Genomic DNA, 22,336 nt, shown 5'->3' on the forward strand with positions numbered 1-22,336 from the left:
TATTATTTAACCAGGAGACACCAAAATGATAGACCTGACTACCCAGTATCTTGGTTTGGAATTGAACAATCCCCTAATTGCTTCTTCTTCGCCTCTATCAAAGAAGGCAGATACAGTGAAGAAGATGGAAGATGCCGGTATCAGCGCCGTGGTTATGTATTCATTGTTTGAAGAACAAATAACCCATGAAAGTCTGGCATTGAATTATTTCCTCGAGAGAGGCACCCATTCTTTTGCAGAAGCAGCCACTTTTTTCCCTGATCTTGACCACTACAATGTAGGTCCAGAAGAATACCTTTCCCTGATCCAAAAAATCAAGAGCAGCGTATCTATACCTGTAATTGGAAGTCTGAATGGTATATCAAACGCCGGGTGGGTGCGATATGCCAGGAATATTGAGCAGGCTGGAGCTGACGCCCTGGAATTGAATATGTACCATATTCCAACGGACGTTGATCTGGCTGGCCGGGATCTCGAAAAGGATTATATTGATCTGGTAAAAGAAATCAGGAAACAGGTTCGTATCCCCCTTGCTGTAAAAATCAGTCCTTTCTTTACCTCCATACCCTACATGGCAGGCAAATTCGTACAGTCTGGGGCTAATGGACTTGTGATGTTTAATCGCTTTTTTCAGCCTGATTTTGATATAGACACACTGGATGTTGTGCCCACCCTTCAATTGAGCACCAGTAATGATTTGCGTCTCCCGCTTCGATGGACAGCCATCCTTTATGGCAGGATAAAAGCCGATCTGGCAATTACAGGCGGTGTACATACCGTGGAAGATGTAATAAAAAGCATTATGGCAGGTGCAAGCAGCGTGATGCTCGCCAGTGAGATACTGGAAAAAGGCACACGTCGGATTACAGAATTAAATAGCCAATTACTGGATTGGTTCGAAAAGAACGAATATCAATCAGTAAGGCAAATGCGCGGTAGTATGAGCCAGCAAAATGTAAGCGATCCAGCCGCTTTTGAAAGAGGTAACTACATGAAGGCTCTGACCTCTTTTGATAACCGGATTCTTGTTTGAAGGATATAAAGAAAAAACCCTTTCGCAAAAAACGAAAGGGTTTAAATTTGAATATTTTTTGGCGTTATTCTTCGCCACCGACCTCATTGGGTTTCTTGGCCCGGTAGACAATTCGGCCTCGAGTGAGATCATATGGAGACATTTCTACACGCACATGGTCTCCCAACAGGATGCGGATGTAGTACTTTCGCATTCGGCCGGAAAGGTATGCCAGAACTTCATGATCGTGGTAATCTTTTTCTGTCAACCGTACGCGGAATTGAGTGGCAGGGAGCGCTTCTACAATTACGCCTTCGACCTGAATCTTATCTTCTTCTTTTGCCATCCTATCCTCCCGGATGCAATCCGTTCCTATTCACCCACGTGGGTGAATTGGCGGCGTTTAATGCGGCGGATCGCTTTCTTCTTCTCTACTCGGCGTAATTCACTCTTGGAGATGAACCAGCGTTTCCGGCGAACTGTGCTCAAAACACCGCTCTTGACAACTTTTTTGCGGAAACGTTTCAGCAGTTGGTCCTGTGATTCATTTGGGCGTAACACGACTGCAGTCATTGGATTCTCACCTCCTTTTCTCTTATGAATATCTGAAAATAAAAACCGGCTGATCCATCTCAGGCGCAGCCGGTGAAAAGTGAAAATTGAGTACCCTCAATAGACCCAAATCAATCAGCCAGAGCCCTCCGCAATAAAAATGCAAATTAGCAAAGATCGCACTATTTTCAGAGCGAACTTATTATACCGCAGATTTGATACGATAGGTCAAATTAGCGGTAGATAATTTCAATGATTCAGTGGTTTTTGTTTGAATTAATACAGAAATTGTGCTTATCGGTAGTAATGAAGTTTCCGGGGGGCAACAGATAGTCTTCTTTTCGGGTTGTATCAGTAAAGGCGAATTGGATAACGGGATTGTGAAAGAAAATTAGAATAATCCGATCAGCAAACAAAATGGAATATGTAAAAAGGATTCAATTTTTCAGCGAAGTTTAGTTTTCTGATACGAGTTGAAATCCAGGGATATTTCTCTCTGTAAAGGAATTTCATACCAGAGTTAATCATGTTAAATGAAAAAAGCCTCTTGGCAATGACCTACTCTCCCAGGAGGTCGCCCTCCAAGTACCATCGGCGCTGACAGCCTTAACGACCGGGTTCGAGATGTGACCGGGTGTACCACTGTCGCTCAAATCACCAAGAGACTTTTATTCCAAAGTCAAATTGAATAGTATGTAGGTTTCGCAATAAGGAAAGAATTCCGAATTCCCCGCGTCACATGGAAGCCCTCGATCATTAGTACGGCTTAGCTCAACACATTACTGCGCTTACACATGCCGCCTATTAAGCAGGTAGTCTACCTGCGATCTTACTTCCTTACGGAAAGAGGGATCTAATCTTGAGGCAAGTTTCCCACTTAGATGCTTTCAGCGGTTATCTTTGCCAGACATAGCTACCCAGCAATGCCGTTGGCACGACAACTGGCAAACCAGAGGTCTGTCCACCCCGGTCCTCTCGTACTAGGGGCAGATCCTCGCAAATCCCTTGCGCCCACAGCGGATAGAGACCGACCTGTCTCACGACGGTCTGAACCCAGCTCGCGTACCGCTTTAACGGGCGAACAGCCCGACCCTTGGGACCTTGTACAGCCCCAGGATGCGATGAGCCGACATCGAGGTGCCGAGCGAAGTCGTCGATGTGAACTCTTGGACTTCACCAGCCTGTTATCCCCGGGGTAGCTTTTATCCGGTAAGCCACGGCCCTTCCACTCAGTACCGTGGGATCACTAAGCCCGACTTTCGTCTCTGCTCGACGCGTTGGTCTTGCAGTCAAGCTCCCTTATGCCTTTGCACTCTTTGGTAGGTTTCCATTCTACCTGAGGGAACCTTTGGGCGCCTCCGTTACCTTTTAGGAGGCGACCGCCCCAGTCAAACTGCCCACCTGGCACGGTCCCCCACCCGGATTACGGTGTGGGGTTAGGATCAAAATATTATCAGGGTGGTATTTCACCGGTGTCTCCACCGACGCTAGCGCGCCAGCTTCACAGACTCCCACCTATGCTACACAGACAATATCCTAATTCAATGCCAAGATGCAGTAAAGCTCCACGGGGTCTTTTTGTCCTGCTGCGGGTAGGCCGCATCTTCACAGCCATTTCAATTTCGCCGGGTCCTTCGTTGAGACAGTGCTCTAGTTGTTACACCGTTCGTGCGGGTCGGAACTTACCCGACAAGGAATTTCGCTACCTTAGGACCGTTATAGTTACGGCCGCCGTTCACCGGGGCTTCAGTTCAAAGCTTCGCTTGCGCTAACCTCTCCCTTTAACCTTCCGGCACTGGGCAGGTGTCAGCCCCTATACTTCGCCTTTCGGCTTAGCAGAGACCTGTGGTTTTGTTAACCAGTCACTAGAGCCATTTCACTGCGACCTCACAACGCTCAAGTTACCTTTCACGTCACAAGGCACCCCTTATCCCGAAGTTACGGGGCTATGTTGCCTAATTCCTTAACGAAGGTTCTCCCGTCCACCTTGGTATATTCTACCCGTCTACCTGTGTCGGATTGCGGTACAAGCACTCAATACTCAACGTTTAGGGACTTTTCTCGGCACCAAGGCTCAACTCACTTTAGCCTCAAGGGCACGCAACCATGTCTCAACTCAACCTGCGGATTTTCCTACAAGTCTCATCGTCTGACACATGGTTCACCCGCATACCAATGGCGGGCTGGCCTACCTCGATGCGTCCTCCCATCACTCCTATTGATTGGTCCCGGAATATTAACCGGGTGTCCATCGCTTACGCTTTTCAGCCTCAGCTTAGGTCTTGACTAACCCGACGCGGATTGACCTGGCGTCGGAAACCTTAGACATACGGTGAACACGGTTCTCACGTGTTTTACGCTACTCATGCCTGCATTCTCACTTCTGCCCGCTCCAGCCGTCCTTACGGTCGACCTTCACCGCTGGCAGAACGCTCCCCTACCGCCCCCGCATAAAGCGGAGACCCAAAGCTTCGGTATTATGCTTAGCCCCGTTAAGTTTTCCGCGCAGGATCACTCGACCAGTGAGCTATTACGCACTCTTTAAAGGTTGGCTGCTTCTAAGCAAACCTCCTGGTTGTTTAAGTAACCCCACATCGTTTCCCACTTAGCATAAATTTAGGGACCTTAGCTGTTGATCTGGGCTGTTTCCCTTTTGACCACGAAACTCATCTCCCGTAGTCCGACTGCTATATTATGGAATACCGGCATTCGGAGTTTGATTGGGTTCAGTAAGCATTAAGCCCCTTAGCCCATTCAGTGCTCTACCTCCGGCATTGAACATATAGCGCTAGTCCTAAAACTATTTCGGGGAGAACAAGCTATCTCCGAGTTCGTTTGGCATATCACCTCTACCCACACCTCATCCCCTAATTTTGCAACATTAGTAGGTACGGGCCTCCACGAGCGTTTAGACTCGTTTCACCCTGGACATGGGTAGCTCACCCGGTTTCGTGTCTATTCCTAGCGACTGAACGCCCTATTCAGACTCGCTTTCGCTACGGCTTCGAGTGTCACTCTCTTAACCTCGCCACTAAGAATAACTCGCAGGCTCATTCTCCAAGAGGCACGCCGTCAGGCATAGCGGCGCGCACCCGGCTTTCACCGGAGCACCGACCCGCCATTAGCCCTTCGACTGCTTGTAAGCTAACGGTTTCAGGTTCTATTTCACTCCCCTAACAGGGGTACTTTTCACCTTTCCCTCACGGTACTTGTTCACTATCGGTCGCAAATTGTATTTAGCCTTGGAGAGTGGACTCCCCAGCTTCCTACCGGATTAGCGTGCCCGGCAGTACTCAGGTGTCTGAAGGGAGAGATTGAATTGTCGTTTACGGGGCTGTTACCCTCTTTGGCAGGCTATCCCACACCTTTCTACTAACTCAATCCTTTGTAACTCCCGTGTATCAGATCCTACAACCCCAGTACAGCAAGCTGTACTGGTTTGGGCTTTTCCCATTTCGCTCGCCACTACTTTGGGAATGGTCTCTTTTCCTCTGGGTACTTAGATGTTTCAGTTCCCCAGGTTCCCTTCTTCCAATCTATGTGTTCAATTGGAGATACAGTTGGTTCGCAACTGTGGGTTTCCCCATTCGGAAATCTTCGGATCAACGCCTGTTCACGGCTCCCCGAAGCTTATCGCAGTGTCCCGCGTCCTTCATCGGCAATTTGCGCCAAGGCATTCACCATTAGCTCTTAGTAGCTTCCACGTGATGCGGAGAATTCGAAATTCTTTCAAAAAACTGCTTGAATTACAAATTCAAGACTTGGCCTACATACTATTCAGTTATTAATGTTCTTGCGGCAAACTGTTCTGCCGACGCCGGTTGACCAGCGCTGAGCGCCTCTCACAATCTTGAGACGTCAGGGGCATTCAGCCCTCGTCAACCTGTATTCTACTCACTTACTTCTTTTGTTCTCTCCTGGTCGTGTCGCTCAGGTGGAGATGAGGGGACTCGAACCCCTGACCTTCGCCTTGCAAAGGCGTTGCTCTCCCGACTGAGCTACATCCCCGGGCTAAGAGCAGTGGGCCTTTCAGGGCTCGAACCTGAGACCTTGCCCTTATCAGAGGCACGCTCTAACCAACTGAGCTAAAGGCCCTGGTAACGCTTCATGCGCCTTAGCAACTGAGAAGTGATAGGAAAAGATGGAAACTCTGACTTGTCTCTTCACCGCGAAGAGACGACATGAGTGGAACAATTTCCCATAGGAAATGTTCAGATACTCAAGAAAGGAGGTGATCCAGGCGCACCTTCCGGTACACCTACCTTGTTACGACTTCGTCCCAGTCACCGACCCCACCCTCGACGGCTCCCTCCTTGCGGTTAGGATACCGGCTTCAGGTGTTGCCAGCTCCCATGACGTGACGGGCGGTGTGTACAAGGCCCGGGAACGTATTCACCGCAGTATGGCTGACCTGCGGTTACTAGCAACTCCATCTTCATGCAGGCGGGTTGCAGCCTACAATCTGAACTGAGACCAGCTTTTTAGGATTGGCTCCGCCTCGCGGCTTGGCAACCTATTGTACTGGCCATTGTAGCGTGTGTGTAGCCCAGGATATAAAGGCCATGCTGACTTGACGTCATCCCCACCTTCCTCCGGCTTAAGACCGGCAGTCCCGTGTGACACATATAACACACAGCGAGGGTTGCGCTCGTTAGCGGACTTAACCGAACATCTCACGACACGAGCTGACGACAGCCATGCAGCACCTGTGCAGGCTCCCCGAAGGGTCGGTCACTTTTCAGATCCCTACTACCTACATGTCAAACCCTGGTAAGGTTCTTCGTGTAACATCGAATTAAACCACACGCTCCGCTGCTTGTGCGGGCCCCCGTCAATTCCTTTGAGTTTTAACCTTGCGGCCGTAGTCCCCAGGCGGTGGACTTATCGCGTTAGCTTCGACACCGACGGATTTAAACCCGCCGACGCCAAGTCCACATCGTTTACAGCTAAGACTACCGGGGTCTCTAATCCCGTTTGCTACCCTAGCTTTCGCGTATGAGCGTCAGAAATGGTCCAGGAGGCCGCTTTCGCCACTGGTGTTCCTCCGAATATCTACGCATTTCACCACTACACTCGGAATTCCACCTCCCTCTACCATCCTCAAGCTCGGCAGTATTGAACGACCTCTCCCAGTTAAGCCAGGAGCTTTCACATCCAACTTACCGAACCGCCTACACGCGCTTTACGCCCAGTAAATCCGGATAACGCTTGCATCCTACGTTTTACCGCGGCTGCTGGCACGTAGTTAGCCGATGCTTATTCCCAAGGTACCGTCCTTCCTCGTCCCTTGGAAAAGTGCTTTACAACCCGAAGGCCTTCATCGCACACGCGGCGTTGCTAGTTCGCGCTTTCGCACATTAACTAATATTCCCTACTGCTGCCACCCGTAGGTGTATGGACCGTGTTTCAGTTCCATTGTGGGGGGCCACCCTCTCAGGTCCCCTAACCGTCATCGCCTTGGTGGGCCGTTACCTCACCAACTAGCTGATGGTACGCAGGTCCCTCTCGAAGTGAATTACTCCTTTAATCATAGGCTTCTAAACCCTATGATCACATGAGGTATTAGCAATCCTTTCGAACTGTTATCCCTCTCTTCGAGGCAGGTCACCAACGCGTTACTCACCCGTTCGCCACTAAGTACGTATTGCTACATACTCCGTTCGACTTGCATGTATTAAGCACGCCGCCAGCGTTCATCCTGAGCCAGGATCAAACTCTCCGCAAAAAATTTAACCTTTTCAGGTTTACAGTTTACGGAATTTTTAGAACGACAGGGTATCGCTCTCTTCCTATCACTCTTCAGTTGTTAAGGTGCACTCAACTTCGCGGAGCGAGAGTTTACTCGCTCTTTCCCCGCCTGTCAAGGCTTTTCAGACAAATTCGCCGATGTCTTTTTCTTTCAACATCGGCTGTCACAGCGACGCTAGCGGGGGGCTCTCTTGCCCCTTGATTGTTATCGATTTGCTTTCAAGCGAAATCGTCCTCAACTAAGGGACTTTGAGTTTACCCGGTCTGTTTATTCTTGTCAAGGGGTCAATTTCCGATAATTTTGCCGGTGTCGTTTTCTCCACCGGCCTCTTACTTCGGAAACTCCCTTTCAGGCAGGGTGCCTTCAAAGAAGTCAAGTATTGAGTTTTGAATGATTTGCCCTCTCGGGCGAAATCGTTGTCTGTTTCTGACAACGGGCAGAATTCTACTAGCATTTTTATACCTGTCAAGGGATTTCGTGAAAATTGGTCAGACCAATTTTCGCGGATTATAATTTTCTTTATCATGAGTGCACATTCCCCCCGTAAAACCTCATCTTCCTATATCCTGGTTCAAATATTTCTGACGCTCCTGGTTGGTTCTTTCTTCTTTGTCTTCTTCTTATTCCTCGGAAGTTTTCTTTACCAGGTCTGGTACAACGGTCGAATTTACCCCGGCGTTTCCATGTTGGGAGTTGACCTGGGTGGTCTGACTCCCCGCGAAGCAGAAGATGTGATTTCCGCTTCTTTCCCTTACCCCCAGAACGGTAAGGTGACATTGAAGTTTGAAGATAAATCATGGAATTTCACTCCCGCCGGGTTGGGTTTGTTCCTTGATCCAAAAGCTTCTGCCCAGAATGCCTTACTGATTGGACGTGAGGGTTCTTACTTTCACAAACTTAACACCCAACTGTCGGCCGCCCGCAGTGGTGTGATTCTGGCTCCCACCTATATTTTTGACGAGCGTCTCACATCCACTGTTCTTGGCCAGATCGCCGCCCAGATAAACCATGCCCTGATCGAAGCGGATATTTCGGTTACCGGTGTAGAGGTGCACATCCGTTCCGGAGAAACTGGTCGTGAATTGGACCAATTGGAAACACTGCAAAAGATCCGTCAATTCATGGAATCCATGCAGAGTGGTACTCTCGACCTGGTGGTCAAAACGACCGAACCTGCGGTCATTGATGTGGAAAAAACCGGGGCGATTGTAAAAAACCTGCTATCTGCACCATTAACTCTTTCAATGCCGGCAAATGATTCAGAACATGCCGGTCCGTGGAGTATTGATCCCGAAACGCTTTCAGGTATGCTAACGCTGGTCCGAGAACCTGAAGGCAACCATTTTGTATATCAGGTCGAATTAAACAACCAGCTGCTCACCCCATACCTGAATAATCTGGGGAACAAGACCAATCTGTTGGCCCGCAATGCCCGGTTTATTTTTAACGATGAAAAACGTCAGTTGGATCTTTTGGAACCGGCCGTCATCGGCCGCACATTGAATGTTTCTTCAACTATCGGTGTTATTCAACAAAAAGTCGCGTCGGGGCAGCACGATATTACTCTGGTGTTCGATTATCAGAATCCAGAAGTGAAAGACGATGCTACCGTCACTTCGCTGGGCATAAAGGAGCTTGTCAGAGCAGAAACTACGTACTTTTATGGTTCCAGCGCTGAACGTGTGCAGAATATCACGGCGGCTGCCGCCCGGTTCCATGGCCTTCTGGTATCACCTGGCGAAACCTTCTCCATGGTCAAAGGATTGGGTGACATCAGCCTGGATAACGGCTTTGCAGAAGCATCCATCATTTACGGCGGCCGCACCATCAAGGGTATCGGTGGCGGCGTCTGCCAGGTGAGTACAACCTTGTTTCGTACGGCTTTCTTTGCTGGTTATCCAATTGTGGAACGTCACCCGCATGCCTATCGGGTAGCTTACTATGAAAAAATAGCCGGAAACCATATTGACCCCAAATTGGCCGGGATGGATGCCACTGTCTATGTTCCTGTGGTGGATTTCCGTTTTACAAACGATACGCCATATTGGCTGCTGATGGAAACGTATGTCAACCCGGAAAAAAGTAGCATCACCTGGAAGTTTTATTCAACCAAAGACGGCCGTGAGGTGAAAGCGGATTTTAGCGGTCCCACCAACATTGTGGAGGCTCCTGATCCACTGTACAAAGAAAATCCAGAGTTGAAAAAAGGGGAGATAAACCAGGTAGACTGGGCATCTGACGGAGCGGATGTGACTGTAAAGCGGGTGGTGACGAAAAACGGCGAGCCGTATTTGACCGATGAATTTGTCACCCATTATCAACCCTGGCAGGCGGTTTTTGAGTATGGTCCGGGAACAGAAAACATTCCCACCCCATCAACGGAAGAGACAGTAACCCCGACTCCCTGAGCCACTATGGTAGAATCCCGTAAAATCATCACATTTATTGCTATGATTTGATCTGCATTTGGAGGCACGACGTGGTAAAAAAAGAACTGCTGGATATTCTGCGTTGCCCGGCATGTGTTCGCGAAAAAGAAGGTCTTTTGGATCTCCACCAGGATTCATGGCTTATCTGCAAAGATTGCGGTCGGAAGTATCCGATCGTTGACGATATTCCTGTGATGCTCATCGATGAAGGCGACAAATGGGTGGATACAGCTGTTGACAAGCTGCCTGTTCCCCCACCGAAAATTGTCTAATTTTTCATCAGTGGTATCATTCTTGCAACAATTCCGGGCAAACTCATCATTCACAGACCCGGAATAATAGGATTAATAATTCGTATGGCCAGATCTACTTCTCGCACCGCTCGGCCCCGCCGGAAAGAAGATCGTGTAACAGCGATCATCCTTTCGGTTTTCGCCGTTTTGGCTGTTGTAACAGCCATTATCGCTTTTATGATGGTAAAAAATGTTGTCGCCGGCTGGGTAATGCCGGATGTACCCGGCGCCCCAGTGGATACCAGTGGTTCAGGAACCAATATCCAACTTCCCGACAGCGCCCAGGCATCCCAACCGATGCAATCATCCGATGGCCCGGCTGCCAAAGCCTGGGACGGTTCTCGACGGGTGACGGCCCTTTTAATGGGTCTGGATTACCGTGACTGGGAAGCCAATGAGCCGGCATCTCGTACCGACAGCATGATGCTGGTGACCTATGACCCTATATCAAATACAGCCGGTATGCTTTCCATTCCCCGTGATATGTGGGTATATATTCCCGGGTTTGATTACGGCAAGATCAACACAGCGTATTATCTGGGTGAAGTGAATAAACTCCCCGGCGGCGGCCCGGCTCTGGCTGTACAGACAGTCGAGCAGTTCCTGGGTGTTCCCATCGATTTTTACGCCCAGATTGACTTCAATTCATTTATCAAATTTATCGATGAAATCGGATGTATTGACCTGAAAGTCCGCGTTCCGATCACCATCGATCCTTTGGGTGCGGGGAATACAAAAACCCTGCAACCCGGAACCCAGCCGTTGTGCGGGGCGGATGCCCTGGCCTATGCCCGTCAGCGCCATACCGACGGCGGTGACTTCGATCGTGCTCTCCGCCAGCAGGAAGTGATCCTGGCTGTCCGCAACCAGATCTTCAACCTGGGCAAACTTCCTGAATTGATCTCCAAATCCCCCAAGTTGTATTCTGATATTGCTTCCGGACTGCGCACAAACCTGACCCTTTCACAGGTGGTTCAATTAGCCCTGGCTGCTCAGAAAGTTCCGAAGGAGAACATCAAACAGGCCATTATTGGAACCGATGATACCCAGATAGCCATGTCTGCAGATGGGCTTTCTATCCTTATACCGAATCCAGATAAAATCCGGATCGAACGCGATAAAATTTTTGCCTCAGGCGGTCCGGTTGCTCCTGTGGTGCTCGCACCAACATCCGCAAGCAATGCGGCCGCACCGGCCGTACCTGAAGGTGAAAAGGTCACTGCCACACCCATCCCTGTGGCTGACCTGACCACTCTGATGGTCGCTGAACAGGCTCGTTTGATGGTGCAAAACGGCACTCAGACAGCCGGTTTGGGAGAACGCGCCGGGCAATACTTCCAATCGCTGGGTATGAATGTCATCGGTACAGGTAATGCTGATCAGTTGTATACTCAGATGACCCTGGTAGACTACTCTGGTAAACCTTACACGATGAAATTCCTGGCTGAAATGATGCAAATTCCCAGTGATCACATTTTCAGTCGATACGACCCCAACGCTCCGGGTGATGTAGCCATCATCCTTGGTGATAACTGGCAAAGTGTTCTGAACCTGCCATAGATAAATCGAACGGAAACATCAACTCAAGGGTCTGCTCAGCCGGGCAGACCCTTTTTTTTGTGCTACCTGAAACACCCATATTGTGGTTTTATGACTAATCCCTCAACGAACATATCTGCATTTCAGCATCAAACAATGGCATTAAAAAACCTCCGGCTAACCGGAGGTTGAAATTTTTTCTACTACACTTTTCAGGTATTCTCTATACCTGAGAAAAGCCTGTTTTCCCGTATCTGTAATCTGACAGATGGTTTGTGGAACTTTTCCATTGAAGGTTTTTTGAATGTCAATGTACCCTGCTTCGCTCAATTTTGTCAGATGCACTGACAGATTACCGCGTGTCAGACCGGTTTCCCGCTGCAGGTAGACAAAGTCAGCTTTTTCAACAGAAACCAGAATGGTCAAGATCATCAGCCGTGATGGTTCGTGAATCAACTTATCTACATCGGTTAGTGTCCGCCAATCTTCGTTCATTTAGTCCTCTTCGATCTCTGGATTCTCCACGGGATGATTACGCAAATAAGTGCCAAGGGAGACCACCCCGCCAGCCACCCAACCCAGACCGATTCCGGCGAGCAGGATGCACATCTGCACGTCGTCTGCCAGAGGCAGCCTGGCTGCGGCGTAACTGACCACTGCAATCCACCCGGCGAGGAAATAAAACCGGTTCAGAGGGATCTGGACGCCCATATAGACAACAAAGGCGGCAATCAACAGTCCGGTACCCAGAACAATCCAGAATGGATCCAATTTACTCAGGATAACGTTGGTGACGATAGATACCATAAATGCGATCACAAACGCTTTGATAATTCGGGCTCTCCGCGAAGGACTTGCCGGTTGGATATACTTCACATAGCCGGTTCGTGGATAGGTCACTTTTTCTTTCATGGCACGTACCCATTTATTTCCAAATACGACACCGCCCAGAATGATGACCGGGTATCCAACGCCAACCAGAATCGCGGATCCGATGGAAGGCTTGAAGAGCACGCTAAGGCCGCTGATAAGCGCTAGGGAAACAAATATAAAACCTACTAAAAGTTCTGAGAATCCGTCAATATACCAGTACTGACGGGTTCTTTCTATTGTTGTTTTGATTGTCTCATTCATTTGATCATCCTTATAAACATGTTTGTGTTGTAAACTTGTTTTTAAGTATAAATATTTCCAATTAAATGTCAAGGGGGTATTTTTGTTTTCAGGAATGTTCTATGGTTATAATCAAAAATCATGGATAATAAACCAGACTCATTACCTGAAACCCTGATTGGCCGCCTGTTGCTCAAAAAGGGATTGAAACTTGCCGTGGCAGAATCATGTACCGGCGGACTGATTGGTCATCGAATTACCAATATTCCCGGATCGTCCGATTATTACCTCGGTTCAGTAACAGCTTATGCCTATGAAGTTAAGCAGCAATTACTGGGTGTAAAACAGGAGACATTAACAGAATATGGGGCTGTCAGCCGTGAAACGGTGATCGAAATGGCCTATGGCATTCGCGCCTGTTTGAAAGCAGATTTCCCCATAGAAAACACAGTGGGTTTATCGGTCAGCGGAATTGCCGGACCCGGGGGCAGCACACCTGGAAAACCAGTTGGTCTTGTATGGGTCGGGTTAAGTTCAAAAGAAGGCAACCACGCCTGGCGTTTTCTCTGGAAAGGAAACCGCATCCAGAACAAAGAATCCTCAGCGGAAGCCGCTCTCCAGTTGTTATTGGATTATTTAAACGGACAATTACCCATGGATACGCCCACGGAGATATAGCATGGAAAATCGAAAGTGCATATTGATCCTGACTGCGGACGCCGGGTTTGGACACCGCAGTGCCGCATTGGCCATTCAGGCAGCTTTGGAAGATCTTGTTGGAGCAGATTGCGATCTTCACCTGTTGAATCCTCTAGAAGATAAGCGAACACCGTTCTTTCTGCGAGACAGCCAGTCTGATTATGATCTGATCGTCAAAGAGGCACCGGAACTGTACCGCCTGGGGTACGATGCCAGCGACAAACCCATCCCCAGCGCCATAGCCGAATCAGCCCTCTCTGTGCTGCTTTACGAGGTTATGCACGATTTGGTGGAAACCTATAAACCCGATGCCATAGTCACCACATATCCTCTCTATCAAAGTGCTCTGGAAGCCGTATTTAAGATTGACAGGCGTTTCATTCCCCTGTATACGGTCGTGACGGATCTTTCCACAGTTCACCGTATCTGGTTTCACCGGGCCGCCAACGCCTGCCTGGTTCCCAATTCAATGGTCCGCGATTTGGCACTGGCAAACAATCTTAAACCAGAAAAGGTAATTGAAACTGGTATTCCTGTTTCCCCCAAGTTAATACAAGAAAACCGAACCAAAACTGAGATTCGCCGTAATCTGGGTTGGGATGAGAACCGTCTGACAGTACTGGCCGTAGGCAGCAAACGGGTGGATCGACTGATCGAAACGGTTAACACACTCAACCATTCAGGATTTCCCATTCAACTGGCAGTTGCCGCCGGAAAAGATGCCAACCTTTATGAAAATTTGAAAGCCATAGATTGGCATGTTCCGGCCTTTCTGTATGAATATGTGACCAATATGCCGCTGCTCATGCATGCAGCTGATGCCATCATTTGCAAAGCTGGAGGTTTGATAGTAACCGAGAGCCTGGCCTGCGGCTTACCCATTCTGCTGGTAGATGTTCTCCCTGGACAGGAAACCGGCAATGCCGAGGTTATCTTGCAGGGAGGTGCCGGAGATATGGCCACTACCCCATTGCAGGTTCTGGAAACCTTAAGCCACTGGACAATCAATGATCAAGCCTTATTGAAAACCCGGGCAGAGAATTCCCGTCGTCTCGGGAAACCATATGCCGCCCGTGATGTTGCTAAAATTGTCTGGCAGGGGGCGCAGGAAGGTCCAACAGACCGCCGCAGACAGCGCATTGCCGGACGGGATGATCTGCAAAACCTGATCAAGCATTACCACTTCCCCCTGATTGACAAATTGACAGATATTCGTCTTCGTAAAGAACGTGAATAATCCATCTCCGATAATTATCTTGATTTCAGCCAACGCCGAATGGTCATCGGTGAAAAGCCATTATGCACCGGAACAACTGGACCAGTCTCCGTTTGGTGAATTGTTTCTAGAAAATATCAACGGACGCAAAGTGATCTTTCTACAGGGCGGTTGGGGCAAAATCTCCGCGGCAGCTTCAGCAGAATATGCCATCCAAACCTGGAACCCTGAACTGGTTATCAATCTGGGAACCTGTGGCGGTTTCAAAGGCCAAATTGAACGCGGGACGATCCTTTTACCGGATCGTATTCTTTCGTACGACATCATCGAACAGATGGGCGACCAGCAGGAAGCCATTGATTTTTACACCACCAGACTGGATCATTCGTGGCTGAAACAACCGTATCCCCTTCCAGTGGAGAAAGGTGTTCTGGTATCGGGAGACCGTGATATTGTGCCCACAGATATCCCCGGGCTTATTCAAAAATATTCCTCGCGTGCGGCAGATTGGGAAAGCGCTTCCGTTGCCTGGGTTACAGCAAAAATCCATCACCGCCGCTGCCTGATTTTACGTGAGGTAAGCGACCTGGTTTCAGACGAGGGTGGTGAAGCCTATGGGGGATTGGAGTTCTTTGAAGAATCGTCCCGGCGGATCATGAAGCGGTTGTGTGAGTCACTTTCCGGTTGGCTGGCCTGTGCCGGTCTTTGATCAAACAGCCTGCCAGACCTGGTACAAACCGAGATTCCCGGTATGACCATCATGGTAGGAACTGGATATCACCTGCCAACCGGTTTCTTCCGCCATGCTCCGTAGATCATTTTCGGTAAATAAATGCACATACCTCAGACCGGCGCTCTGAGGCGACCCTTTGGATGATTGGCGCCAATCGAGCAGCACATCCCCCTCTTCTACCTGATCCGGTTTCAATCCGGCTGCTTCCCAGGGCTGCCGCCGTGAAAGTAATTTGGGGCTGTTCTGGATCTGCCAGACACTAAAAATAAAACAATTGCCAGGTTTGATTAGCGTATGAACTCTCGTGAGAAACAAACGCTGATTCTCCTTACCAGGAAGATGATGTAAAACGGCAAACGCCATGATGCCATCAAACGGAGCGCCTTCAATACCCTTATGCCAGTCAGCCGACATCAAATCGCGCTGCTGGAAAGTTATTCCCAATCCAACCGGCAGTTTGGGCAAGTCACGCCGGGCTTCCGCCAGCAGACCGGCGCTGAAATCCACACCCAGATACAAACCCTTCCGGGTTGAACCGTCCGGCCTCGGGCGCAACCAAAAATCCGCTAATGCACCGCTGCCGCAACCCAGGTCAAGGTACCGGCCATCCGGCAGGTTGGCAACCGCCTGACGGACGCCATCCTGTATCCGCCGGCGGGTGGCGGCAAAAGGTTCGGCATAATCCTGGTAAAATCGGCGATTAATCTCCAATAATGCGTGTACAATCGTTTCATCCATAAGACTATTATAGATTCACATGGGTTGACCGGGTAATGGTAGATATTGAAAAATGGACGGAAGCCCGCCGCTTCACGCCTGAAAAACTGGCCGCAGCCAGAATCATACTGGAAGAAATAAAAAACGGAACGGATGTCTTTACCGCCATCCGTAAGAATCCCATGCCAGAAGTTGGTTATCTGGCCAAACATACCCTGGTGGAGGCCTACCGCCAGCTGACCACAAGCGGCGAATGGCCTACGGATAAAGAACTTTTAAAGAAAATTCGCTTGAAACCGGTGCGCACACTCTCGGGAGTGACCACTGTAACCGTTTTGACAGGCCCTCACAGCTGTCCGGGGAAATGCATCTTCTGCCCGGATGATGCCCGCCTGCCCAAGAGTTACTTATACGGCGAACCAGGCGCCATGCGCGGCATGCAGAATAATTTTGATCCCTACCTGCAGGTATCCACCCGTCTGGAAGCCCTGGATGCCGTAGGGCACCCGATTGACAAGATCGAATTGCTCATTCTGGGTGGCACTTTTACTGCCTATGACCAGGAATATCAGGAATGGTTCATCCGCCGATGTTTTGATGCAATGAACGGGTTTGATGCGAAAACGCTGGAAGAAGCGCAATTGGCGAATGAAATTTCAGATCATCGCAACGTAGGACTGGTCATTGAAACCCGGCCTGATGAAATCACACCGGCGGTTCTGGCCTACCTCCGTCTGCTGGGTGTCACCAAAGTGCAAATCGGGGCACAAAGCCTGGATGATCATCTCCTGACCATCAATAAACGTGGTCATACGGCCGGAGAAACCCTGCGGGCAGTGTGTCAATTACGGGCAGCCGGATTTAAAGTGGTGCTTCATTGGATGCCCAACCTTCTAGGGGCGACCCTTTTAAGCGACCATGAGGATTTTACCCGGTTGTGGTCCGGCGGATATTGCCCCGATGAGATCAAAATTTATCCAACCCAACTGGTGGAAAATTCAGAGTTATATACCATCTGGCAGCAGGGGAAATATCAACCGTATTCCACGGAAGAACTCATCCAATTGATAGCCGATCTAAAGACCACCATCCCGCGGTATTGCCGGGTGAACCGGGTGATCCGCGATATTCCATCCACACTGATTGCCGCTGGAAATAAACGCAGCAGTCTGCGGATGGACGTGCAGCTTGAACTGGAACGGCGCGGACAACACTGCCAGTGTGTTCGCTGCCGCGAAGTGCGCGGCGAGCAGGTGGAAGCCGGGGAGCTTAATTTCCATGACCTGTCATACACTGCCCCGGCTTCGCAGGAACATTTTTTGTCTTTTGATACATCCAACGACAAACTGGCCGGATATCTGCGCCTCTCCTTGCCTGACTTGACACAAAATGAAGAGATCAGGCAGACCATGCCTGATCTTAAAGGGGCTGCCATCATTCGCGAAGTGCATGTTTTCGGGCAGGCTCAGCCGGTGGGCGGGGGTGAAACCGGTGCCGCACAGCACAGTGGACTGGGCACCCGTCTATTACTGGAAGCAGAGAAAATTGCCCTTGCCAACGGCTTCAAGCGGCTGGCTGTCATTGCCGCTGTGGGAACCCGGCAGTATTACCAGAAACGCGGGTTCGCGCGGGGAACACATTATTTCGTGAAAGAATTATCAGACTGACTTTATACCGCTCTGGTTGATCTGACATACTCCTGCCAGGGATCCACACTCTGCTGTGCCGTGCGCCAGCGGTCACCGGCCAGTCGGGTGGTCCAGGAGGCCGGCAACAGCCGGCTGCCCAATTCAATCGCCTGGTTCAACCAACCGGGGATGACTACGTCTTTACCTTTTTCTGCCGCATCAATCGTCAGCCGGGCCACTGTACGGGTATCTACAGTAGTTACCTTTCCCCAGAAACCCTGGGCAAAGATGGCTTCCATGTTTTCATGTGTGGTAGGCATACCGGCCGGGCATAGGGCCGTCACTGTGCCGAAATCTTTAATCTCTTCACGGATGGCATACGAAAAATCTAACAGGAACCGCTTTGTGGCAGCATAGGTGGCTTTATACGGCATGGGGGAGACCGCCGCCAGGCTGCACACGTTGACCAGCATGAATTTCAGGTCGGGATCACGCAGATCAAGAATTTCGTGGGTCACATCAAGGGTTGCTTCCACATTCAGGTGAATCAGTTGCATGATCTGGTCGCGGGTTTTATCGAGAAAAGCGCCTTCGTGGTCAATACCGGCCACATTGATCAATCCCCGAAAACGGACGCCTTCCTTTTTCAGGGTGTCAAAGAAATCAGACCGGCTCTGCCCCGATGTCAGATCACAACTTGCCGCCTTGACATCCTTACTGTAAGTACGTGATACATACTCCGCGAAACCATTAACCTCTTCCCGCATATCCGTAAGGTAAAGATCATAGCCACGGCGGGCACATTCCATAACCATAGCGCTTCCCAGTCCGCCGATTGCTCCGGTAATTAATATATAGGATTTCATTTTTCCTCCAAATATTTGTTTCAATCACTTGTTTTATTTTAGGAACTATTTTATACTTTGTCAAGCGATTGTTTCAATCACGCGTTTTATTCAAACAAACTGTTGATTTACCTGACAATCATCGAAAGGAAAAAATGGATTCCATGATAGATTACTCCCCTGACCTGATGGGAAGAACAGCCGTGATTACCGGCGCCACCTCAGGCATCGGTCTGGCAGCAGCCATATTATTCTCCCTTCACGGTGCCCGAATCATCGGCATCGGACGCGATCCACAGCGGGCAGAAGATGCCCGAAGAATCATTAAAGAAAGCCCTGATGCCCGGATTGATTTCTTTCTTGCCGATCTTTCCTCTCAAAATCAGATACACCACCTGGTGGAAGAGATTGGTCAGTTTTTTCAAGAAAATAATATAAATTGCCTCGATATTCTGGTAAATAATGCCGGAACGTATTCACAACACAAGATTTTGACGGAGGATGGGATTGAAAAGACATATGCCACCAACCATTTGGCTCCCTTTTTATTGACCCAGAAATTACTGCCCTGGCTGGAAAAATCACCATCAGGCAGAGTGATAACCGTCAGCTCCGATTCACATTACGGCATGACCATCGATCCTGACGATATCGCCAATCCCCGGTGGTATATCGGGATTCTGGCGTATGCCAAATCCAAACTGGCCAATATTCTTTTCACATCTGAATTCAACCGCCGTTATGGACATACCAACGTTCACGCCTATGCATTGGACCCCGGCCTGGTGAAGACAAATATCGCTTTCAAAGATCAACCGGCTTTTTCCCGCCTGGTCTGGAAAATTCGCCGCTCGGCCGGTGATCCGCCGGAGAAACCCGCCCGCACTATTCTTTTTCTGGCGTCAGAACCATCCATCCAGACCAGTCCAGAGAATTACTGGTGCAACAGCAAGCCTAAACGTTGCAGTCAGCAGGCTGCCCGCTCTGATCTGGCCCGGATGCTTTGGGAAAGTTCAGTACAATTATGTGAGGGAAATTCAGCAGTCCGGGAGATAGAGTAGATGGATACAACGGCAACGGAAGAGAAAATTATTACGGCGACGGTGGAATGTATTGAAAAATACGGTATCAAAGGCACCACCATCCGTCAGATCGCCGAAACAGCCGGGGTAAATATCGCCGCCATTAATTATTATTTTCGCAGTAAAGATGTGCTCATTGACCGTTGTATGAAAACCACACTGAAAAATGCCTTTGATTGGGAAGATATAGAAAAATTACCGGGTGGCAATGCCATAGAACGCTGTAAAGCTGTTTTTACCGATATCATGAAAGGCGGGTTGGATTATCCGGGCATATCGCGGGCCCATTTTTACGACCTGCTGGTGGAAGGAGATTACGAGTCACAGTTGGTGACCGTTCTCAACGAGTTCATTGAAAAGCTGGTGATTGATCTCAAAGCCAGAGGATCAGCTCTTTCAGAAGAGGAGCTCTATCTTGCCTGTATTCAGATCATGAATGCTGTGATGATGCACGTACTGATGCCCAAAACCTTTGCCGCCCGGTTTGGAATGGATCCGCAGGATAAAGATACCGCCGTTGAATATGTCAACCGGCTGGTGGACCGATTATTAGAGTAATTTATTTAAATATTCTCTCCAGAGCTTTCGGCGCCCAGCGTTCCACCATTTCATATGTCAAACCGTTTTCGGCGCAAATGGCAGAATACAGATCAACACTGGGCCGGCGGATGCGCGCCTGGGTAGACTGATCCAGCCCCCACAATCCCCAATGCTGAGTCCAGCCGCGTTCCCACTCAAAGTTATCCACCAGCGACCAGTGAAAATACCCTTCCACGCGGTAGTTGTAATTGGCTGCACGCCACACCTGTTCAAGATGTTCCACCAGGTATTGCGGCCGCAGGCGGTCTTCAGAATCTTCAACGCCATTCTCGGTGACCATCAATGGTACATCAAACTTGCGAGCCCAGTGTAATGCCCGGAAGATGCCGGGCGGAACATTGGCAATAAATCCAGTTTCACTCATTTCCGCACCCGGTGGTGTGCTGCGTCGGCCAAACATTTCGTTTCCCGCTGATAGGTCAAATGAAACCAGATCTCCGGTATAGTAATTAATTCCCAGGTAATCCTGTGTACCGGCTGCCTCAGGAAGGGTAATTTTTTTGAAAACCGCGTCCAATTTACCAGTCTTAATAGCACCGGCAAAGGTTTCGTTATAAATTTTTGACTGAATACCCGCCATCCATCGATCGGGTCCAAACCACGGACGAGCAGGCTGCAAATCACGGTAGTTGAGGGCAAAACCAACCCGGGCTTGTGGTTGGATCGCATGAATGGTGCGATAAGCGGCGGCATGGCCGCGCAGCATATTCGCCATCACCTGCAACCCCAGGTTCATATCATTCTTGCCAGGCGGAAAGCCGCCGCCCATATACCCACCCCAGATGTACACATTGGGTTCATTGATGGTTACCCAGATATGTGCATACTCTGCGAGAGCTTCCACCACTTTCTTTACATACCGGTCGAACAGAGGGATTACGGCATCAGTTTCCCAGCCGCCGAGCTCCGTCAACCAGAGTGGATCGGTGAAGTGATGCAGGGTGACCATAGGTTCCAATTTGCGTTCCACCATTCCCCGAATGATCTGACGGTAATATTCCAGGGCATCTTCATCCCATCGGTCAGGTGAAGGTTGTACTCGGCTCCATTCAATCGACAGGCGGTGGGCATTTTGATGGGTCTCCGCCGCCCTGTCCAGATCTTCTTTCCATTTTCCGCCCCACCAATTGCAGGCCAATCCGGATTTTCCGTGGTCTTTGATGTTTCCATCCTGGTTTTCCCACTGGTACCAGTTATTGTTGGTATTCCCACCTTCCACCTGATGGGAAGCTGTGGCTGTTCCCCACAGGAAACCGGCCGGAAAATGAATGGATGTTTTCAGCATGGCATCACCTCAATGAGAATGTCTGATTATAGACCCCAAAATAAACCCAACGCAATGAACAGAAGACGGGAATCATTGCATTGACCTATCTATAGTTTTACAATATTTTTCAGGTACAGGTATGGCACCCAATTGGTTTTCAAAATCAGGTATATCCATCGGTCTGGTGACGTTTTCACTGGCCGTTTCTTCACCAGTCTCTTTGACGCTCTGGCAGCTTTCACCGCAAGGATTACAGCCGGCAACCTGGCAGGCAGCATCTCCAGTCAAGTCTTCTCCGGTCAATCCTCCTGCACAGGCGGAATGGAACAACGGCTCAGTCAAATTGACATCAACCTCCGGGAGCTGGCAAAGTCCGGACACATGGACTGTTCAAAACATGGAGTGGAGCGACTTAAATCATGATGGGCGGGTAGAATTAACTCTTCTGGTCAAACGCCCTTTTAAACCCTGGCCGGTGGATCAATTCCTGCCGTACGGCGGCCGGATCAAGAACCATCATGATATTGCAGGAAACAGCAGCCATATCATTTTGATTGGCTGGAAAAAGGATCACTGGGGCGAAGTCTGGGCAGGATCTGCTCTGGCACGACCGGTTCGCATGTTTACAACGGCAGATGTGAATCAGGATGGCATTCAAGAACTGGTCGTACTGGAAGGCGATTATGATGATACAAATGTGTCACAGGCTTCCAGTCTGGCCATCTGGAAATGGGATGGTTTTGGTTTCGAATTGGTCTCCCGACTCGAACAGCCTTGTCGTCAATTTATCCTTACATATTCCCGGCAGAACGAACCTTTGATTCTGCTGCAATAATTTGAAGAAAAGTTAACAGGAGGATTC

Annotated in this window: 18 protein-coding genes, 2 tRNA genes and 3 rRNA genes; 11 read left to right on the forward strand and 12 right to left on the reverse strand. The window is 49.5% G+C overall.

The window, feature by feature from the left end; genetic code table 11:
* Positions 1-25 precede the first annotated feature (25 nt).
* Positions 26-1,033, forward strand: coding sequence for a dihydroorotate dehydrogenase-like protein (locus tag LTAR_RS12540; RefSeq protein WP_062422591.1), 1,008 nt, complete (start codon positions 26-28; stop codon positions 1,031-1,033).
* Positions 1,034-1,097: 64 nt separating this feature from the next.
* On the opposite strand, the gene infA is transcribed toward LTAR_RS12540, so the two are convergent.
* The 7 genes from infA to LTAR_RS12575 form a co-directional block, all read right to left on the reverse strand.
* Positions 1,098-1,358 carry a translation initiation factor IF-1 gene (gene infA, locus LTAR_RS12545; RefSeq protein WP_062422592.1) on the reverse strand — a complete coding sequence of 87 codons (261 nt, stop codon included), beginning with the start codon at positions 1,356-1,358 and terminating at the stop codon, positions 1,098-1,100.
* A 26-nt stretch (positions 1,359-1,384) separates the two neighbouring features.
* On the reverse strand, positions 1,385-1,585 hold the full coding sequence (gene rpsU, locus LTAR_RS12550; RefSeq protein WP_062422593.1) for a 30S ribosomal protein S21: 201 nt from the start codon (positions 1,583-1,585) through the stop codon (positions 1,385-1,387).
* Positions 1,586-2,109: 524 nt separating this feature from the next.
* Positions 2,110-2,226: ribosomal RNA gene (gene rrf / locus LTAR_RS12555) — 5S ribosomal RNA — on the reverse strand.
* A 75-nt stretch (positions 2,227-2,301) separates the two neighbouring features.
* Positions 2,302-5,268 (reverse strand): 23S ribosomal RNA (locus LTAR_RS12560).
* Positions 5,269-5,499: 231 nt separating this feature from the next.
* A tRNA-Ala gene (locus LTAR_RS12565) sits at positions 5,500-5,572 on the reverse strand.
* A 13-nt stretch (positions 5,573-5,585) separates the two neighbouring features.
* Positions 5,586-5,659 (reverse strand) — tRNA-Ile (locus tag LTAR_RS12570).
* Positions 5,660-5,788: 129 nt separating this feature from the next.
* Positions 5,789-7,289: ribosomal RNA gene (locus tag LTAR_RS12575) — 16S ribosomal RNA — on the reverse strand.
* Together the 16S, 23S and 5S rRNA genes with 2 tRNA genes alongside form the textbook arrangement of a ribosomal RNA operon.
* A gap of 548 nt (positions 7,290-7,837) precedes the next feature.
* On the opposite strand from LTAR_RS12575, the gene LTAR_RS12585 reads away from it, so the two are divergent.
* From LTAR_RS12585 to LTAR_RS12595, 3 genes are all read left to right on the forward strand, one after another.
* Complete coding sequence (locus tag LTAR_RS12585; RefSeq protein ID WP_062422595.1) at positions 7,838-9,721, forward strand: VanW family protein; 1,884 nt, start codon at positions 7,838-7,840, stop codon at positions 9,719-9,721.
* A gap of 71 nt (positions 9,722-9,792) precedes the next feature.
* A complete protein-coding gene (locus tag LTAR_RS12590) occupies positions 9,793-10,014 on the forward strand; it encodes a Trm112 family protein (RefSeq protein ID WP_062422596.1) in 222 nt (73 codons plus the stop codon).
* Positions 10,015-10,098: 84 nt separating this feature from the next.
* Positions 10,099-11,595: an LCP family protein gene (locus LTAR_RS12595; protein WP_062422597.1), complete on the forward strand. Its 1,497-nt coding sequence runs from the start codon at positions 10,099-10,101 to the stop codon at positions 11,593-11,595.
* 156 nt (positions 11,596-11,751) lie between these two features.
* On the opposite strand, the gene LTAR_RS12600 is transcribed toward LTAR_RS12595, so the two are convergent.
* Both LTAR_RS12600 and LTAR_RS12605 read right to left on the reverse strand, forming a co-directional pair.
* Complete coding sequence (locus tag LTAR_RS12600; RefSeq protein WP_062422598.1) at positions 11,752-12,069, reverse strand: winged helix-turn-helix domain-containing protein; 318 nt, start codon at positions 12,067-12,069, stop codon at positions 11,752-11,754.
* The gene (locus LTAR_RS12605; RefSeq protein ID WP_062422599.1) at positions 12,070-12,708 is read right to left on the reverse strand and encodes a hypothetical protein; all 639 of its coding nucleotides are present in this window, start codon (positions 12,706-12,708) and stop codon (positions 12,070-12,072) included.
* Positions 12,709-12,828: 120 nt separating this feature from the next.
* Here LTAR_RS12605 and LTAR_RS12610 point away from each other — a divergent pair, with 120 nt between their 5' ends.
* The 3 genes from LTAR_RS12610 to LTAR_RS12620 are packed head-to-tail and all read left to right on the forward strand — an operon-like array spanning position 12,829 to position 15,311.
* Positions 12,829-13,365 (forward strand): CinA family protein, encoded by a 537-nt coding sequence (locus tag LTAR_RS12610; RefSeq protein WP_062422600.1) that lies wholly within the window; start codon positions 12,829-12,831, stop codon positions 13,363-13,365.
* Position 13,366: 1 nt separating this feature from the next.
* Positions 13,367-14,623 carry an MGDG synthase family glycosyltransferase gene (locus LTAR_RS12615; RefSeq protein WP_062422601.1) on the forward strand — a complete coding sequence of 419 codons (1,257 nt, stop codon included), beginning with the start codon at positions 13,367-13,369 and terminating at the stop codon, positions 14,621-14,623.
* Complete coding sequence (locus LTAR_RS12620) at positions 14,616-15,311, forward strand: 5'-methylthioadenosine/S-adenosylhomocysteine nucleosidase family protein (protein ID WP_062422602.1); 696 nt, start codon at positions 14,616-14,618, stop codon at positions 15,309-15,311. The genes LTAR_RS12615 and LTAR_RS12620 overlap by 8 nt, the downstream gene beginning before the upstream one ends.
* On the opposite strand, the gene LTAR_RS12625 is transcribed toward LTAR_RS12620, so the two are convergent.
* On the reverse strand, positions 15,312-16,073 hold the full coding sequence (locus LTAR_RS12625) for a class I SAM-dependent methyltransferase (RefSeq protein ID WP_062422603.1): 762 nt from the start codon (positions 16,071-16,073) through the stop codon (positions 15,312-15,314). It lies immediately after the preceding gene.
* 35 nt (positions 16,074-16,108) lie between these two features.
* On the opposite strand from LTAR_RS12625, the gene LTAR_RS12630 reads away from it, so the two are divergent.
* On the forward strand, positions 16,109-17,719 hold the full coding sequence (locus tag LTAR_RS12630; protein ID WP_062422604.1) for an elongator complex protein 3: 1,611 nt from the start codon (positions 16,109-16,111) through the stop codon (positions 17,717-17,719).
* 2 nt (positions 17,720-17,721) lie between these two features.
* Here the strand turns inward: LTAR_RS12630 and LTAR_RS12635 are convergent, their stop codons facing one another.
* Positions 17,722-18,546, reverse strand: a complete 825-nt coding sequence (locus tag LTAR_RS12635; RefSeq protein WP_062422605.1) for an SDR family NAD(P)-dependent oxidoreductase — start codon at positions 18,544-18,546, stop codon at positions 17,722-17,724.
* Between the two features lie 134 nt (positions 18,547-18,680).
* Between LTAR_RS12635 and LTAR_RS12640 the strand changes: the two genes are divergently transcribed.
* On the forward strand, positions 18,681-19,586 hold the full coding sequence (locus LTAR_RS12640; RefSeq protein WP_062422606.1) for an SDR family oxidoreductase: 906 nt from the start codon (positions 18,681-18,683) through the stop codon (positions 19,584-19,586).
* Positions 19,587-20,165: a TetR/AcrR family transcriptional regulator gene (locus tag LTAR_RS12645; protein ID WP_062422607.1), complete on the forward strand. Its 579-nt coding sequence runs from the start codon at positions 19,587-19,589 to the stop codon at positions 20,163-20,165. It begins immediately after the preceding gene.
* Between the two features lies 1 nt (position 20,166).
* Here LTAR_RS12645 and LTAR_RS12650 read toward each other — a convergent pair whose 3' ends face one another.
* Complete coding sequence (locus LTAR_RS12650; RefSeq protein ID WP_062422608.1) at positions 20,167-21,492, reverse strand: glycoside hydrolase family 1 protein; 1,326 nt, start codon at positions 21,490-21,492, stop codon at positions 20,167-20,169.
* 121 nt (positions 21,493-21,613) lie between these two features.
* Between LTAR_RS12650 and LTAR_RS12655 the strand changes: the two genes are divergently transcribed.
* Positions 21,614-22,309 (forward strand): hypothetical protein, encoded by a 696-nt coding sequence (locus tag LTAR_RS12655; protein WP_062422609.1) that lies wholly within the window; start codon positions 21,614-21,616, stop codon positions 22,307-22,309.
* Positions 22,310-22,336 lie beyond the last annotated feature (27 nt).

The sequence above is a fragment of the Leptolinea tardivitalis genome (assembly GCF_001050275.1).
GTDB classification, from domain to species: domain Bacteria; phylum Chloroflexota; class Anaerolineae; order Anaerolineales; family Anaerolineaceae; genus Leptolinea; species Leptolinea tardivitalis.